Annotated in this window: 17 protein-coding genes; 14 read left to right on the top strand and 3 right to left on the bottom strand. The window is 67.7% G+C overall.

The window, feature by feature from the left end:
• Positions 1–6 precede the first annotated feature (6 nt).
• From G578_RS0107450 to G578_RS0107460, 3 genes are all read left to right on the top strand, one after another.
• Positions 7–1,128, top strand: a complete 1,122-nt coding sequence (locus tag G578_RS0107450; RefSeq protein WP_028793701.1) for an FAD-dependent monooxygenase — start codon at positions 7–9, stop codon at positions 1,126–1,128.
• A 353-nt stretch (positions 1,129–1,481) separates the two neighbouring features.
• Entirely contained in the window at positions 1,482–2,012 is a 531-nt protein-coding gene (locus tag G578_RS0107455) for a nuclear transport factor 2 family protein (RefSeq protein ID WP_038013835.1), read from the top strand.
• A 357-nt stretch (positions 2,013–2,369) separates the two neighbouring features.
• Positions 2,370–2,981, top strand: a complete 612-nt coding sequence (locus tag G578_RS0107460) for a PAS domain-containing protein (RefSeq protein WP_028793703.1) — start codon at positions 2,370–2,372, stop codon at positions 2,979–2,981.
• Between the two features lie 53 nt (positions 2,982–3,034).
• Here G578_RS0107460 and G578_RS0107465 read toward each other — a convergent pair whose 3' ends face one another.
• From G578_RS0107465 to rfaD, 3 genes are all read right to left on the bottom strand, one after another.
• Complete coding sequence (locus G578_RS0107465; protein WP_028793704.1) at positions 3,035–4,171, bottom strand: zinc-dependent alcohol dehydrogenase family protein; 1,137 nt, start codon at positions 4,169–4,171, stop codon at positions 3,035–3,037.
• Positions 4,172–4,288: 117 nt separating this feature from the next.
• Positions 4,289–5,113, bottom strand: a complete 825-nt coding sequence (locus G578_RS0107470; RefSeq protein ID WP_028793705.1) for a metallophosphoesterase family protein — start codon at positions 5,111–5,113, stop codon at positions 4,289–4,291.
• 19 nt (positions 5,114–5,132) lie between these two features.
• Positions 5,133–6,116, bottom strand: coding sequence for an ADP-glyceromanno-heptose 6-epimerase (gene rfaD, locus G578_RS0107475; protein WP_028793706.1), 984 nt, complete (start codon positions 6,114–6,116; stop codon positions 5,133–5,135).
• 150 nt (positions 6,117–6,266) lie between these two features.
• On the opposite strand from rfaD, the gene G578_RS25235 reads away from it, so the two are divergent.
• From G578_RS25235 to G578_RS0107530, 11 genes are all read left to right on the top strand, one after another.
• On the top strand, positions 6,267–6,635 hold the full coding sequence (locus tag G578_RS25235) for an accessory factor UbiK family protein (protein WP_038013840.1): 369 nt from the start codon (positions 6,267–6,269) through the stop codon (positions 6,633–6,635).
• Positions 6,636–6,945: 310 nt separating this feature from the next.
• Complete coding sequence (locus G578_RS0107485; RefSeq protein ID WP_028793707.1) at positions 6,946–7,449, top strand: type III secretion system chaperone family protein; 504 nt, start codon at positions 6,946–6,948, stop codon at positions 7,447–7,449.
• A gap of 42 nt (positions 7,450–7,491) precedes the next feature.
• Positions 7,492–8,310: a pyrroline-5-carboxylate reductase gene (gene proC / locus G578_RS0107490; RefSeq protein WP_028793708.1), complete on the top strand. Its 819-nt coding sequence runs from the start codon at positions 7,492–7,494 to the stop codon at positions 8,308–8,310.
• 67 nt (positions 8,311–8,377) lie between these two features.
• A complete protein-coding gene (locus G578_RS25240; protein WP_139189095.1) occupies positions 8,378–9,022 on the top strand; it encodes a hypothetical protein in 645 nt (214 codons plus the stop codon).
• 102 nt (positions 9,023–9,124) lie between these two features.
• Entirely contained in the window at positions 9,125–10,072 is a 948-nt protein-coding gene (locus G578_RS0107500) for a ribose-phosphate pyrophosphokinase (protein ID WP_028793709.1), read from the top strand.
• Between the two features lie 115 nt (positions 10,073–10,187).
• Positions 10,188–10,865, top strand: a complete 678-nt coding sequence (locus G578_RS0107505) for a 50S ribosomal protein L25/general stress protein Ctc (protein WP_028793710.1) — start codon at positions 10,188–10,190, stop codon at positions 10,863–10,865.
• 122 nt (positions 10,866–10,987) lie between these two features.
• Positions 10,988–11,638: an aminoacyl-tRNA hydrolase gene (gene pth / locus G578_RS0107510; protein WP_028793711.1), complete on the top strand. Its 651-nt coding sequence runs from the start codon at positions 10,988–10,990 to the stop codon at positions 11,636–11,638.
• A gap of 4 nt (positions 11,639–11,642) precedes the next feature.
• Entirely contained in the window at positions 11,643–12,746 is a 1,104-nt protein-coding gene (gene ychF / locus G578_RS0107515) for a redox-regulated ATPase YchF (RefSeq protein WP_028793712.1), read from the top strand.
• Between the two features lie 24 nt (positions 12,747–12,770).
• A complete protein-coding gene (locus G578_RS0107520) occupies positions 12,771–13,439 on the top strand; it encodes a dienelactone hydrolase family protein (protein WP_028793713.1) in 669 nt (222 codons plus the stop codon).
• A gap of 197 nt (positions 13,440–13,636) precedes the next feature.
• Positions 13,637–14,176, top strand: a complete 540-nt coding sequence (locus tag G578_RS28275; protein ID WP_028793714.1) for a hypothetical protein — start codon at positions 13,637–13,639, stop codon at positions 14,174–14,176.
• Complete coding sequence (locus tag G578_RS0107530; RefSeq protein WP_028793715.1) at positions 14,173–14,892, top strand: SDR family oxidoreductase; 720 nt, start codon at positions 14,173–14,175, stop codon at positions 14,890–14,892. Before G578_RS28275 ends, G578_RS0107530 begins: the two co-directional genes overlap by 4 nt.
• Positions 14,893–14,896 lie beyond the last annotated feature (4 nt).

The raw sequence follows: 14,896 nt of genomic DNA on the forward strand, positions 1-14,896 counted from the left end.
GCACGGATGCAGGTCGACGCAGTCATCGTTGGAGACGGGCCTACCGGCCGTCTCGCTTACAGGGTCCTGAGCGCGCTGGGCCTTGATGCCGTCGTCGTTGCACCCGCGAACGCGCACGGGACCGATCCGCGCACCACGGCCCTGCTGCCGTCCAGCGTCGAGGGCCTGGACCGCCTCGGGATCGACGTCCGGCCGAAGGCGACGCCGCTGCCGACGATGCTCATCGAATCCGTGGGACCGTTCGGGCTTACCGCGGAGCGGTTTTCGGCGGCGGAGGTCGACACCCCCTATCTCGCCCTCAACCTGCCGATCGGCGATCTCGTCGCGCTCATGCCGGCGGCGCACCGGGTGGAAGACAAGGTCGTCGGGGTCCGTCACGGTCCCGGCCGTGTCTTTGTCCTCACCGAGGGCGGCGCCCAGATCTCCGCCCGGCTGGCGATCGCCGCCGATGGCGTCCGCTCGCCGACCCGCGAGGCGGCGCGCATCCGCATGTGGCGGCGGCCGCTCGGTCTGAGCGCCCTCTGCGCGCCGGTCGAACTGGACGCCCCCCATCAGGGGCTCTGCATCGAGCGCTATGACGATACCGGGTCGATCACCGTGATCCCGGTCGGAGGCCGGGAGGGCTCGCTGATCTCCATCGCCCCGACCGCCGAAATCCAGCGGCTCGCGACCGCCGGCGCCCCGGCGATCGAGGCGTCCGCCCGGATGCGCCAGCCGGCCTATGGCGCGATCCGCCTGGCCGCGCCGCTGGTGGTCTTTCCGGTGTCGCTTGGCTGGGCGCCCGCACCCGTCCGTCGCCGCGTCGTCGCGGTCGGGGAGGCGGCCCACACCGTTCCCCCCATCGGCGCCCAGGGATGGAACCTGGCGGTGCGCGACGTGCTGGCCCTGGCGGACGTGCTGAGCGACGCGGTGCGCACGGGTGGCGATATCGGCGGCAGCGACGTGCTCTCCCGCTATGCCCGCCGGCGCCGCTTCGACCTGCCCGGTCGTCTGGCGGCGGTGGGCATGCTCGCCGGGGTGGCCACCGATACGTCGCTTCCGGGGCGTCTGGCGCGCCAGGTGGGGCTGGGCATGCTGTCCCGCGTCACGCCGATCAAGCACGCGCTCATGCGTCGAGGGCTTGCCTGAGGCCCCCAACCGGAGCCGAGCCGGCTGGCCAAATACCCGATCCCGCGGCCCTGGGACGGCCGCATCGAGATCGCAGTCTGTACGCCCGCCGGCCTTCAGACCATCCCAGTCGCCCCTTGCACAGCCGGCCCGATCGACTTGGGGCAGGCTCACCGTCTACTACCTGTCTTTACTGTTTTGCAAAAATCCATCGGATATCGTTAAGAATCCATACCAGAAATATTAATGGAACGACTTCGGACGTGGGCGTAAAAGACATCATGGACAAACAAAGACGAGTCGTTGTTGCCGGTCTCGCCACAGCGTTAGCTGGCAGCGTCATTCCCGGAATCAGCGCAACTGGAGCGCCTATTATGACCGATCCGGCACTTATCAAGAAACTCGATGCTGTCTTCAATGCGCACATGGACGCCGAGCTGGCGGGCGATCTCGACAAGACGCTGGCCACCATGTCCCCGAATCCGCACCTCGTGAACATCCCGACGATGGTGGGCGGCCAGGGGACGGATGGTGTGCGGACGTTCTATGCCAATCGGTTGATCGGTCAGTTCTTCCCGCCGGACGTGACGTTCGAGACCATCTCGCGTACCTACAGCGAGGAGCGTCTGATCGACGAACTCATCATCTCCTTCAGTCATACGACGAAGATGGACTGGATGCTTCCGGGGGTCGAACCGACCGGCAAGAAGGTCGAGGTTGTGTTCGTGGTGATCGTCGGCATCGAAGACGGCAAGGTCTCCTATGAGCACATCCTGTGGGACCAGGCGAACGTGCTGGTGCAGCTCGGCCTCATCGACCCGACAGGGCTGCCGGTAGCCGGTGCGGGAGCCGCGGCCAAGCTGCGTAACCCCTCCACCCCCGACCCGTTCTTCAACGAAGGCTGAGGCCGAGGCGTCCGGAGCCTTTCCGTGGTGACCGACTGGGGTGACCGACGGGCGGGCCGCACCTCATGCCTTACACGTCGCCCTTGGGTGACCATCGCGACGCTTCGGTGCCGGACAGCCTGGAGGCCTGCCGGGTCCCCAAGAGGGGCTGCGGCTACGATTGCGCGCGTTCGGGGCTAACCGTTTCTTCATAAATCCGCCTTAACCTTTAAAAAGAACCATAGGTGCACATCAAAGGTCACTCGTTATCAGGCGAGGCCACATGTAGCTGCCGGGCCTGTGCCGGCGGCAGCGGCCCCGGTCGGTACGGCATCTGAGTCAGGTAGGTCGGTGTCCATTCGAGATAACAACGCAATTATGGCGCTTCGTGAGAGCTGGCCCGGTGCCTTTCTCGGCGAGGCTCCGGCGCGCGACATGCGCCTGGAAGCGGAACGGGTGGCGACCGGGTTGGTGGAGGGCGATCGCCGCGAGCTCGACCGGCTGTTCGACACCATGGACAGCAACGCTCCCGAACTGGTCTGGTCGCCGGATCAGGCGGAACTGTCCTGCGACATCCTGGGGTTCCTGCGGCGCTACTGGATCGAGCGAAAGCGCGGCGATGACTTGCCGCTGTCGAGCGGGATCGACGCCATGGATCTCGTGCCGGCCCTCGGCTACGTCATGCTGATGGAACCGATGGACGGTGGAAGCGACTTCCTCTACCGGGTCTACGGCTCTCGGATCGTCGACTACTCGAAGACCGAGATGACCGGCAAGCGGGTCTGGGACGTGCCGTCGCCCCTGGTCGCGGCCTATTTCATGGCGACGTACAAGGCTGTCTGCATCCGGCGCGAGCCGCTGTACACCTTCCACCGGTCGCGGCTCGCCCAGTTCCACGCCCAGTGGGAGCGGCTGATCCTGCCCTTTGCGAATGCCGACGGACAGATCGACCGGCTGCTGGTCGGCAATGTGCCGCGCCTGCAGCGCTGATTAGCAGGGCCGGTCCGGGCCAGGACGACCCGGCCCGGACGCATGCGGCGACCTCAGGCCGCGTGGGGGGTGAGGATCTGGCGTACCGCCTCGCCCGACACCAGCTTGTCGAAGCCGGCATTGACCCCGTCGAAGCCCACATGCTCGCCGATCAACCGGTCGACCGGCAGGCGGCCCTGGCGGAACGCTTCCAGATATTTCGGGATGTCGCGCACCGGCACGCAGGAGCCCATGTAGCTGCCGCGCACGGCGATCTCGCGGCTGACCAGATCGGCCGCCGGGATCGGGAAGTCCGCGCCCTGGGGCGACAGGCCGACGGTGACGAGCTGACCGCCGGTCTTCAGGATGTCGTAGCCGGTCTTCAGCGCCGGGATCACGCCGGCCCCTTCCAGTGACACGTCCACACCGCCGCCGGTCAGGTCCTTGATCTGCTGGACATGGTCCGGCTCGCGGGCGTCGATCGTGTGATGGGCGCCGAGCTGGCGGGCGAGGCCGAGCTTGGCGGGATTGATATCCACCGCGATGACCTGGGCCGCCCCACCGAGAATGGCGCCGAGCATGGCCGAGAAGCCGACGCCGCCGAGGCCGATGACCGCGACCTTGTCGCCCGGTGCGACGCGGGCGGCGTTCAGGGCCGCCCCCACGCCGGTCATCACCGCGCAGCCGAAGATGGCTGCGGTCTCGAGCGGGATGTCGCTGTCGATCTTCACCACCGAGCCGCGGTCGACCACGGCGTATTCGGCGAAGCAGGACACGCCGGTCTGGTGGTTGATCGGCGCGCCGGTGGAGTTCTTCAGGCGCTTGCCGCCGCCCATCAGGTCGCCCTTGGCGCGGGCCACGGCATGGGCCTCGCAGATCTGCGGCCGGCCTTCCAGGCAGCGGATGCAGCGGCCGCAGGAGGCGGAGAACTGGAACACGACCGGGTCGCCCGCCTTGATGTCGCGGATGCCGGGGCCGACTTCCACGACCTCGCCGGCCCCTTCGTGGCCGAGCACTACGGGCAGCGGCCGGGGACGCGATCCGTTGATCACCGACAGGTCGGAGTGGCAGAGACCCGCGCCGATGATCTTGACCAGCATCTCGCCCGGACCGGGCGGATCCAGCTCCACCTCCTCGATGGCCAGGGGGACGCTCTTGGCATAGGGCATCTCTGCCCCGATCTCGCGCAGGACGCAGGCACGCATCTTCATCTGAATTTTCCTCCGGGCGCCCTGGACAGGCGTCGATGCTTGGTGGGTTTGTGTGCGAGCCTATCGCGGTCCGCCGCCTCCCGCCAAGCCACGGAAACGCCGACCGTGCTTCAGCCTTCAGCCGACGATCGTGCGCAGATAGGGGGCGATGCCGCGTGCGTGGTCCCATTGCCGGGGATAGCCGAGCGACACTTCCTCGAAGCGGGTGTCGCCGCGCATGTCGGTGCGTCTCGTGTGCAGATGGCCGGTCACCACGGCATAGGCGTCGAAGCGGGCGTGCCAGTCCTCGGTCCGCACCGTGCCGCACCAGGGGGTGAAACGCGGCACGCGGGGGATGCGCACGAGGTCGCGGCGCAGCGGCCAGTGGTTCACCAGCACGGTGCGGGTGCCGGCGGGGATTTCCGCCCGCAGCCGCCGCTCCGTCCGCGCCAGCCGGTCGTGGCACCAGGCGATGCGGCTTTCAAAGGGGGCGGGCGACAGCAGGATCTCGTCGCTGCACACGTTGTGGGTCTCCTCCGCCCATTCGACCACCGCGTCCAGGGGCACGTCGTCCGGGCGGAAGCTGTAGTCGTAGAGCAGGAACATCGGCGCGACGGCCAACCGCCCGACCCCGTGCGGCAGCGGGCCGGGCCAGAGCGGGAAGGGGTCTTCCGGCGTGACGACGCCGAGGGCACGCGCACGGTCGACCAGGGCCTCGTAACGGGCGGCGCCGACCGGTTCGTCCGAGCTGGGCCGCGACCAGAGCTCGTGGTTGCCGGGCACCCAGATCACCTTCGCGAACCGGTCGGCCAGCAGGGCCAGAGCATCGGCGACCATGTCGATCCGTTCGGCCACGTCGCCGGCGACGATCAGCCAGTCGTCGGGATGCGGCGGCAGGGCGTCCAGCGCCTCGCGGTTGATCGCCCCCGCCAGGTGCAGATCGGCGATTGCCAGCAGTCGCATCCGGCCCGCTCCCCGGCGCTCAGCGATACGGGTCGTCGGAGGTGAGGAAGCCCTTCACATAGCGCCGCACCCCTTCCTCCAGGGTGGTGAACTGGTCCGGGTAACCGGCCTCGCGCAGCCGGTCCATGCGCGCCTGGGTGAAGTACTGGTAGCGGTCGCGGATCGCCTCGGGCATGTCGATGAACTCGATCCGCTCCTCCTGGCCGAGGGCGGAGAACACGGCGCGGGCCAGATCGGCGAAGCTGCGCGCCGAGCCGGTGCCTAGGTTGAAGATGCCGTTCACCTTCGGTGACTCCAAGAGCCAGAGCATCACCCGTACGCAATCGTCCACATAGACGAAGTCGCGGAGCTGGCCGCCATCGGGATAGTCCGGGTGATGCGAGGTGAAGAGCTTGGCGGGCTCCCCGGCGGCGATCTTCGGGGTGATCTGGGCGACGACGCTCTTCATCGTGCCCTTGTGGTACTCGTTGGGGCCGTAGACGTTGAAGAACTTCAGGCCGACCCATTGCGGCGGATGCACCCCCGCCGCCGCCAGCTTCACCGCCTGGCGGTCGAAGGCGTGCTTGGACCAGCCATAGGCGTTCATCGGCCGCAGCCTGGACAGACCCGCCGCGCTGTCGTCGTCGTCGAACCCGGCGTCGCCGTCGCCATAGGTGGCGGCCGAGGAGGCGTAGATCAGCCGGGTGCGGGTCTCCGCGCACCAGTGCCAGAGCTTCGTCGGCAGGGTGATGTTCTCGCGCACGATCAGGTCGGCATCGCGCTCGGTGGTGGCCGAGATGGCGCCCAGATGGAAGATCGCCTCCACGTCGCCGCGATGGTCGTCCAGAAACGCGAAGATGTCCTCCGGCGGCACGATGGCGGCGAGGTCGCGCTTGGCGATGTTGCGCCACTTGTCGTCGGTGCCCAGCCGGTCGACCACGACGATGTCCCCGCCTACCGCCTCCTCCAGGCCGGCGACGAGGTTTGACCCGATGAAACCGGCGCCGCCGGTGACGATGATCATGGCTTGGACAGGCTCCTGCACGGACGGATCTCAGTTCGGCGACACGCTACACGAAGCGTTCTCATGACCCAACGGTTTGCGGCCCGGCCAACCCCGTGCTTGATCCCGCGGGCCGCCGGTGACATATCCACATGATCCAGGAGGTGAGCCATGCAGACCCGCAGCCGTTTGTTCGACGATCTCGCCCGGGTGGCCAACGGGGCGCTGAGCGCCGCCGCCGGCGTGCGCGCCGAGATCGAGCAACTCGTCCATCAGCAGTTCGAACGTTTCCTGGCCGACCGGGATCTGGTCACCCGCGAGGAGTTCGAAGCCGTCGAGGCGATGGCCGCCAAGGCGCGCGGCGAGCAGGCGGCCCTGGAAGCCCGCATCGCCGAACTCGAGGCGAAGCTGGGCGAGACGAAGAAGCCGGCACCGAAACGCAAGGCCGCGGCCGGCGATCGGCGGCGCACGACGGCGGCCTCCCGACGCACGCCGACGCGCAAGACCAAGAGCGACGATACCCCGCCGAAAGACGAGTGATTCGCCGCTTTGCCGGCGGCACGCCGGGGTGGCGGCGACCGCGGCGGGCGTAGGCGCGATTTTTCGCCGAACGGCTTTTCTTCCGATATCAATGGCTTCCAACGCGCACTGAATATCGAGTGTGAAGCATCTCGCTGACGCAAAATCTTGTGTTGAATGCGCGAGTCCAGTTTGTGAGGCTATTCCTCGTGGTGATTCGGCGGCCCACACCACAAGATGTGGCCGACCTGAACAGAGTGTCGTCCGCTCTTTCCCGACCCCGGGCTGTCCCGACGCGCCGGTTCGCGCGCCAAAGGGGGACCATTCCGCCATGTCGGTCACCTATGTCGACTCCACCGTCGTTCATCAGAATCCGCTGGATCTGCTCGAAGAGCTGGTCGGGGCCAACGAATGGGCTTTCGATCGCGCCGGATCTGACGAGATGGCCGTGGAGATCTCCGGTCGCTGGTGCGACTACCGACTGTACTTCCTGTGGCAGGAGGACCTCGGCGCGCTGCATTTCTCCTGCCTGCTGGAAAGCAAGGTCCCGGTCGAGAAGCGGCGCGAGGTCAGCGTGCTGCTCACCCTGCTGAACGAGAAGCTCTGGCTCGGCCATTTCGATCTCGGCTCCGACGACGGCGTGCCGCTGTACCGTCACACCCTGCTGGTGCGCGGCACCGGCGGCGTGTCGGTCGAGCAGATGGAGGATCTGGTCGAGGTCGCCCTGAACGAGGCGGAACGGTTCTTCCCGGCCTTCCAGTTCGTGATCTGGGGCGGTAAGACGGCGGAGGAGGCGGTGGCCGCCTCCATGCTCGACGTCGCGGGAGAGGCCTGACAGCCTCTCCTCAACGGAGGCTGACAAGAAAAGGCTGAGGAAATGTCCAAACCCCTGGTGCTCATCGGCTGCGGCAAGATGGGCGGAGCGATGCTGGCCGGCTGGCTGGAGAGCGGCGAGGCGGCCGGCGGCGTGCATGTCGTGGAGCCCCATGCCCAGGCGATGGGCGATCTTGCCCGGCGCGACGGCGTGACCGTCTATGACAGCGCCGAGGCCCTGCCGAACGATCTGGCGCCGGGCGTCGTGATCCTGGCGGTGAAGCCGCAGATGATGGACGAGGCGCTGGTTCCGCTGGCCAGGCTGACCGGGTCGGGCGCCTATTTCCTGTCGATCGCCGCCGGCAAGACCATCGGCTATTTCGAGAAGAAGCTGGGTGCGTCGGCACCGATCGTGCGGGCCATGCCGAACACCCCGGCCGCGGTCGGTCGGGGCATCACCGCCTATGTCGCCAACGACCATGTGAGCGAGGCCCAGAAGGCCCAGGCGCACCGGCTGCTGGAAGCGGTCGGCGAGGCGGTCGAGGCCGAGACCGAGGACCAGATCGATGCGGTGACCGCGCTGTCCGGCGGCGGACCGGCCTATGTCTTCCTGCTGATCGAGACCCTGGCGGCCGCCGGCGTGAAGGCGGGCCTGCCCGAAGTCATGGCCATGCGTCTGGCCCGGGCGACGGTGTCCGGTTCCGGCGAGCTGGCCCGGCAGTCCTCGGAGGAGGCCTCCCAGCTTCGGATCAACGTCACCAGCCCGGGCGGCACCACGGCCGAAGCGCTGAAGGTGCTGATGGCGGAAGGCACCGGCATTCAGCCGATCTTCGACGCCGCCATTGCCGCCGCCACCGCGCGCTCGAAGGAACTGGCCGGCTGAGCGCGGAAGACCGGCTTGGTGGTGCCGGCGTCTTGATGCCGGGCCGCGCGGAGACATATTCACCGGTATGACAGACGCAAGCGACATGGCGGGTGAGCCCGCGACGGCTGCCGACCTCCTGGCGGACGCGGCCCTGGAGATCGCCGGAACCGAAGGCTGGCGGTCGGTGACCCTGGCCGGAGCCGCCGCGCGCGCGGGCATCGATCCGCTGACCGCGCGGCGCACCCTGCGTTGCAAGGCGGGACTGCTGGCGGCGATCTCGGCCCGGGTCGATGCCGGCATGCTGGCCGCCCTGGACGAGGACGCGACCGACCCGGCGATTCCGGTGCGCGACCGCCTGTTCGAGGCGCTGATGGCGCGGCTGGACGTGGTGTCGGCCAACCGGGCGGCGTTCGTGTCGATTCTCGACGGCCTGCCGCGCGATCTGGGCACGGCCCTGGCCAGCCTGCCGAGCCTGGGCCGCTCCATGGCGCGCACCCTGGACGCGGTCGGCGAGCGCACCTGGCCGCCTTTCGGCCCGTTGAAGGTGAAGGGGCTCGCGCTGGTGTGGCTCGCGACTCTGAGGGTCTGGCACCGGGACGACAGCCCGGATATGGCGGTCACCATGAAGGCGCTGGACGGATATCTCGCCCGGGCCGAAGAGATGGCAAACACCTTCATACCGGGGGCCCGGGTGGTTAACGGGCCGGCCGATGCCCCGGAAGCGGTGTAACCGAACCGACTTCTAACTTGCGGGCCGGGATGACGCTGGGTAAGGTCGCGCCGCTTTTCCTGGGTGCGCTTTCGCCCCGCCCGTTACCTCGTCGGTAGGTCCATGTCGACACGCGCCCCGAAGATCCTGGCCTGCAATTCCAACAGGCCCCTGGCCGAGGCCATCTCCGCCTATCTGAACCTGCCGCTGACCAAGGCGGATATCCGACGGTTCTCCGACATGGAGGTCTTCGTCGAGATCCAGGAGAACATCCGCGGCGAGGATGTGTTCGTGGTGCAGTCCACGAGCTATCCGGCGAACGACAACCTGATGGAGCTGCTGGTCACGCTCGACGCCCTGCGCCGCAGCTCGGCCCGCCGCATCACGGCGGTGATCCCGTATTACGGCTATGCCCGCCAGGACCGGAAGTCCGGCCCGCGCACGCCGATCTCCGCCAAGCTGGTCGCCAACCTGATCACCAAGGCCGGCGCCGACCGGGTGCTGACGATCGACCTGCATGCCGGTCAGATCCAGGGCTTCTTCGACATCCCGACCGACAACCTGTTCGCCGCCCCGGTGTTCATCGACGACATCAAGGCGCGCTACGGCGACGAGCCGCTGGTCGTGGTCTCTCCCGATGTGGGCGGCGTGGTGCGTGCCCGTGCAGTGGCCAGCCGCATCCATGCCGACCTCGCCATCATCGACAAGCGGCGCGAGCGGGCCGGCGTGTCGGAGGTGATGAACATCATCGGCGACGTGGACGGCCGGCGCTGCGTGCTGGTGGACGACATCGTCGACAGCGGCGGTACGCTGTGCAACGCCGCCGAGGCGCTGATCCAGGCCGGCGCGATCTCCGCCGACGCCTATATCACCCACGGCGTGCTGTCCGGCGGTGCGGTCGCCCGCGTGACCTCCTCGCCGCTGACCTCGCTGGTCACCACGGATTCGATCCAGGCGACCGAGGCGGTGCGGGTGGCGCACAACATCCGCAAGCTGACCGTCGCCCCGCTGCTGGGCGAGGCGATCCAGCGGATCAGCGAAGAGCGCTCGGTCTCCAGCCTGTTCAACTGAGCTGGATCCGGCAGGCCGCTGCCGTTTTGGGTGGCGTCGCGCGAGGTTTCGCGCTATACGCCCCGCCTTGTCCGCCCGGCACCCCTGGAGGCCGGGCTTTTCATAGGAGACTAGCATGGCTGACGTTGCCACGTTGAACGCCAGCGTGCGCGATCGGGTCGGTAAGGGGTCCGCCCGGGCTGCGCGTCGCGAGGGGTTCGTTCCCGCCGTTATCTACGGCGACAAGAAAGATCCGCTTCCCATTCAGCTGGAGAAGCGCGAGCTCGACAAGCTTCTGAAAAAGCCGGGCTTCTTCTCGCACCTGATCGACCTGAAGGTCGGTGGCGAGAGCCATCGTGTCCTGCCGCGCGACCTGCAGCAGCACCCGGTCAGCGACTTCGCCTGGCATGTCGATTTCCTGCGTGTGTCGGCCACCAGCGAACTGACCGTCGACGTTCCGGTCGAGTTCATCAACGAAGACAAGGCCCCGGGCCTGAAGCGTGGCGGCGTGCTGAACGTCGTGCGCCACACCGTCGAGATGAACTGCCGCGCCGACAACATTCCGGAGAAGCTGGTCGTTGATCTGACCGGTCTCGCCATCGGCGATTCCGTGCACATCTCCGCCATCGCGCTGCCGGAAGGCTCGACGCCGGTGATCGACGATCGCGACTTCACCGTCGCCACCATCGCCGCGCCGACCGTCGTCGCCGAGGCCGATGCCGAGGAGACTGCCGCCGCCGAGGAAGCCAAGGCTGAGGACGAAGCCGAGGACGAGGCCGAGGGCGAGGGCGAGGAGGAGAGCGAGGAGAGCTGATCTCCGCGCCCTTCCGCATGAGCTTCGGCGCCCGCGATCCAGACCCCGGATCGCGGGCGCTGGCATTTTGAGCCTCCGGATGGCATCACCAGCCTGATCTTTCCGAAGCGCGAGGATTCCCCATGCTGCTGTTCGTCGGCCTCGGCAATCCCGGACCGAAATACGAAGGCAATCGCCACAATATCGGTTTCATGGCGGTGAACGAGATCGCCCGCCGCCACAGTTTCGGCCCCTGGCGCGCCCGCTTTCAGGGGCTGGCCAGCGAAGGCGTGATCGCCGGCGAGAAGGTCATGGCCCTGAAGCCGATGACCTTCATGAACGAGAGCGGCCGCTCGGTCGGCGAGGCGGTGCGGTTCTTCAAGCTGCCGGTGGACGCGGTCTCCGTGTTCTACGACGAGCTCGACCTGGTGCCCGGCAAGATGCGCCTGAAGCGCGGCGGCGGCTCCGGCGGCCATAACGGCATCCGCGACATCGACCGGCATATCGACACGAACTACCGCCGGGTGCGGCTCGGGATCGGTCATCCGGGCGACAAGAACAAGGTCCACAGCTACGTGCTCTCCGACTTCGCCAAGGTGGAGCGGAGCGCGTGGCTGGAGACCCTGATCGACGCGGTGGCCCGGGAAGTGGGCGAGCTGGTGCGCGGCGACGAGGCCCGGTTCATGAGCCTGGTGGCCCATGCCGTGTTCCCCCCGCCGCCGAAACCGGCTAAACCCGCGCCGGACAAGACGACAGACACACCGAAAGACTCTCCAGCCAGCGACGGAGCGTGAGCCCATGGGCTTCAACTGCGGCATCGTCGGCCTGCCCAATGTGGGCAAGTCGACGCTTTTCAACGCGCTGACCGCCACCGCGGCGGCCGAGGCGGCGAACTACCCGTTCTGCACCATCGAGCCGAATACCGGTCGGGTGGCGGTACCGGATCCGCGTCTCGACGATCTGGCGCGCATCGCCAAATCGGCCAAGATCCTGCCGACCCAGATCGAGTTCGTGGACATCGCCGGCCTGGTGAAGGGGGCGAGCAAGGGCGAGGGGCTGGGCAACCAGTTCCTGGCCAACATCCGCGAGACCCACGCCATCGTCCATGTGCTGCGCTGCTTCGAGGGCGACGTGACCCATGTGGACGGCTCGGTCGATCCGATCCGCGACGCCGAGACGGTTGAGACCGAGCTGATGCTCGCCGACCTGGAGAGCCTGGAGAAGCGCATCGTTGCGCTGGAGAAGCGGGTACGCGGCCAGGACAAGGAAGCCAAGGCGCTGATGCCGCTGGCCCAGAAGGCGGTCGAGCTGCTGCGCGACGGCAAGCCGGCCCGGCTGATGCTGGCCGACCTGGACGCCGAGGAGACCCGGCAGTTCAAGCTGATGCAGCTCCTGTCCGCCAAGCCGGTGCTCTACGTGTGCAACGTGGAGGAAGAGAATGCCGGCATCGGCAACGCGCTGTCCGCCAAGGTGGCCGAGAAGGCTGCGGCCGAAGGGGCCGAAGCCGTCGTGATCTCCGCCGCCATCGAGTCCGAGATCGCCCAGCTCACCGATCCGGAGGAGAAGCGGGAGTTCCTGGACAGCCTGGACCTGGACGAGCCGGGGCTGACCAAGCTGATCCGTGCCGGCTACAAGCTGCTCGACCTGCTGACCTTCTTCACCGTCGGTCCCAAGGAGGCGCGGGCCTGGACCGTGCGCCGGGGCGCGAAGGCACCGGAAGCGGCCGGCGAGATCCATACCGACTTCCAGCGCGGCTTCATCCGGGCGGAGACCATCTCCTACGCCGACTACGTCGCCACCGGCGGCGAGCAGGGGGCCAAGGACGCCGGCAAGATGCGGGTGGAAGGCTCCGAATACGTGGTGCAGGATGGCGACGTCTTCCATTTCCGCTTCAACGTCTGATCACAGTTATCCGAGGGGAACTTCATGGCCGACACGCTCAAGCTGAAGGCGTCCGACGGGCACGCGTTCGACGCCTACCTCGCCCAGCCGTCCGGCAAGCCGCGCGGCGGCCTGGTGGTGATCCAGGAGATCTTCGGCGTGAACAGCCACATGAAGAGCGTGGCCGACGCCTTTGCCGAGGACGGCTATCTGGCGATCTGTCCGGCCCTGTACGACCGCTACAAGCCGGGCATCGACCTCGGCTATGACGAGGACGATGTCACCGAGGGCCGCGAGATCCGGGCCAAGGTCGGCAACGACGATCCGCTGCTGGACATCGCCGCCGCCGCCGATGCCGTGCGCTCGGCCGGCCGGGTCGGCGTGGTCGGCTACTGCTGGGGCGGTACCCTGACCTGGCTCGCCGCGACCAAGCTCGACGGCTTCTCCGTCGCCTCCAGCTATTACGGCGGCGGCATCGGCGGTCTGGTCGACCTGCAGCCGAAATGCCCGGTGATCTTCCATTTCGGCGAGCAGGACCACGCGATCCCGATGGATGAGGTCGAGAAGCTGCGCCAGGCGCATCCGGACCTGCCGGTGCATGTCTACCCGGCCGGCCACGGCTTCAACTGCGACGCCCGCGGCAGCTACGAGCCGAAGAGTGCGGAGATCGCCCGCGAGCGCACCCTGGAGTTCTTCAAGCAGCATATGGGCTGAGGTCCCGCCGCCTCTTCGAAACCGGTTCCATCGACTGCCCCTGCCGCCTAGAGCAGATCGTGCGGTGACGGGATCGCTTCGTGATCGCGTCAGCGTGCGTGAACCTGCTCGATCTTATTGTTTTAGAGACAAATTCACCGACCGTATTGAATCATGAAATGAGTCGATACGGTCGGATTTGGCTCTAGAATGGGCGCATGGGGAGAGGTGCCGAGGACGGCGGGTGGCCGACCGACTGCGCCCAGTGCTTTGGTCTGTGCTGCGTCGCGCTTGCTCATCAGCCGGCGGCCGGGTTTCCGGCCGTCAAGGCGTCCGATACTGTCTGCTGTCACCTGAACGACGACTTCCGCTGCTCTGTCTTCGAGCGCCTGGAGGCGGAAGGCTTCCCGATCTGCCGCGCGTATGACTGTTACGGGGCCGGCCCGGTCGTCAGCGACCGGCTGCGCGCCGAATGGGGGCCGTGGACGCCGCCGATGGTTGCCGGCGCCGCGGGCCATCTGCTCGGCTTTCGCGAGTTGGCCCGTCTGCGCATGCTGATCGTCGCCCTGCGCCGGGAGGGGTCGCCGGAGGCAGTGGAGCTCGCCGCGCGGCTCGATCCGGTCGCCGACGCCTTCCGCCGGACCGGTCGCGTCGAGATCGATGCCGAGACCGCGCAGTTCATGCGTTGGCACGAGCCCTTGATCTCGGCCATTCTGGCACCGCTCAAAGAACAAACCAAACCCAGGGAGGGACCATGAGCGGTCTTGAAGGCAAGGTCGCCGTCATCACCGGCGCGACCAGCGGGATCGGCCTCGCCACCGCCGAGGCGCTGTCCGAACGCGGCGTGAAGCTGGTGCTGCACGGCCGCCGCGGCGAGATCCTGCAGGCCCATGCCGCCCGTCTGCCGAACTGCGACGTGCTGGCCGGCGACATCGCCGATCCGGCTACACCCGACGCCCTGGTCGATCTGGCGATGACGCGCTTCGGTCGGATGGATATCGCCTTCGCCAATGCCGGGCTGATCGCCAGCGGCCCGGTCGACGACATCGACCTGGACGCGATGTCCGACATGCTGCGGGTCAATATCGACGCCACCTTTCGCTTCGCCTACACCGCCCTGCGTCACATGAAGAAGGCCGGCGGCGGCGACATGCTGTTCACCGGCTCGGTGCTGGGCACCAAGACCCGGCCGAATGCCGGCCCCTATGCGGCGACCAAATACGCGGTCGAGGCGCTGGCGGAATCCCTGCGCATGGAACTGGCGGGAACCGGCGTCCGGGTCGCGGTGGTCGAGCCGGGGCTGGTGCGCACCGACCTGCACCGCGACTACGAGGTCCGACCGGAGATCGCGCAAAGCGTCCCGCAGCCGCTGACCCCGGCCGACGTCGCCCGGGCGGTGGTTTTCGCGGTGGAGCAGCCGGCCTCGGTGCTGATCCCGCGGATCATGGTCCTGCCGTCCGGCCAGAACGTCTGAGGAG

This window comes from Thalassobaculum salexigens DSM 19539, from assembly GCF_000423805.1.
In the GTDB taxonomy this organism is placed as follows: domain Bacteria; phylum Pseudomonadota; class Alphaproteobacteria; order Thalassobaculales; family Thalassobaculaceae; genus Thalassobaculum; species Thalassobaculum litoreum.

Coding starts and splice junctions, on each gene's coding strand:
- G578_RS0107530 (WP_028793715.1), top strand. CDS start 14,173: ATGAGCGGTCTTGAAGGCAAGGTCGCCGTCATCACCGGCGCGACCAGC.
- G578_RS0107485 (WP_028793707.1), top strand. CDS start 6,946: ATGTCGGTCACCTATGTCGACTCCACCGTCGTTCATCAGAATCCGCTG.
- G578_RS0107465 (WP_028793704.1), bottom strand. CDS start 4,171: ATGAAGATGCGTGCCTGCGTCCTGCGCGAGATCGGGGCAGAGATGCCC.
- G578_RS0107470 (WP_028793705.1), bottom strand. CDS start 5,113: ATGCGACTGCTGGCAATCGCCGATCTGCACCTGGCGGGGGCGATCAAC.
- proC (WP_028793708.1), top strand. CDS start 7,492: ATGTCCAAACCCCTGGTGCTCATCGGCTGCGGCAAGATGGGCGGAGCG.
- G578_RS28275 (WP_028793714.1), top strand. CDS start 13,637: ATGGGGAGAGGTGCCGAGGACGGCGGGTGGCCGACCGACTGCGCCCAG.
- G578_RS25240 (WP_139189095.1), top strand. CDS start 8,378: ATGACAGACGCAAGCGACATGGCGGGTGAGCCCGCGACGGCTGCCGAC.
- G578_RS0107460 (WP_028793703.1), top strand. CDS start 2,370: ATGGCGCTTCGTGAGAGCTGGCCCGGTGCCTTTCTCGGCGAGGCTCCG.
- G578_RS0107455 (WP_038013835.1), top strand. CDS start 1,482: ATGACCGATCCGGCACTTATCAAGAAACTCGATGCTGTCTTCAATGCG.
- G578_RS25235 (WP_038013840.1), top strand. CDS start 6,267: ATGCAGACCCGCAGCCGTTTGTTCGACGATCTCGCCCGGGTGGCCAAC.
- ychF (WP_028793712.1), top strand. CDS start 11,643: ATGGGCTTCAACTGCGGCATCGTCGGCCTGCCCAATGTGGGCAAGTCG.
- rfaD (WP_028793706.1), bottom strand. CDS start 6,116: ATGATCATCGTCACCGGCGGCGCCGGTTTCATCGGGTCAAACCTCGTC.
- pth (WP_028793711.1), top strand. CDS start 10,988: ATGCTGCTGTTCGTCGGCCTCGGCAATCCCGGACCGAAATACGAAGGC.
- G578_RS0107505 (WP_028793710.1), top strand. CDS start 10,188: ATGGCTGACGTTGCCACGTTGAACGCCAGCGTGCGCGATCGGGTCGGT.
- G578_RS0107450 (WP_028793701.1), top strand. CDS start 7: ATGCAGGTCGACGCAGTCATCGTTGGAGACGGGCCTACCGGCCGTCTC.
- G578_RS0107500 (WP_028793709.1), top strand. CDS start 9,125: ATGTCGACACGCGCCCCGAAGATCCTGGCCTGCAATTCCAACAGGCCC.
- G578_RS0107520 (WP_028793713.1), top strand. CDS start 12,771: ATGGCCGACACGCTCAAGCTGAAGGCGTCCGACGGGCACGCGTTCGAC.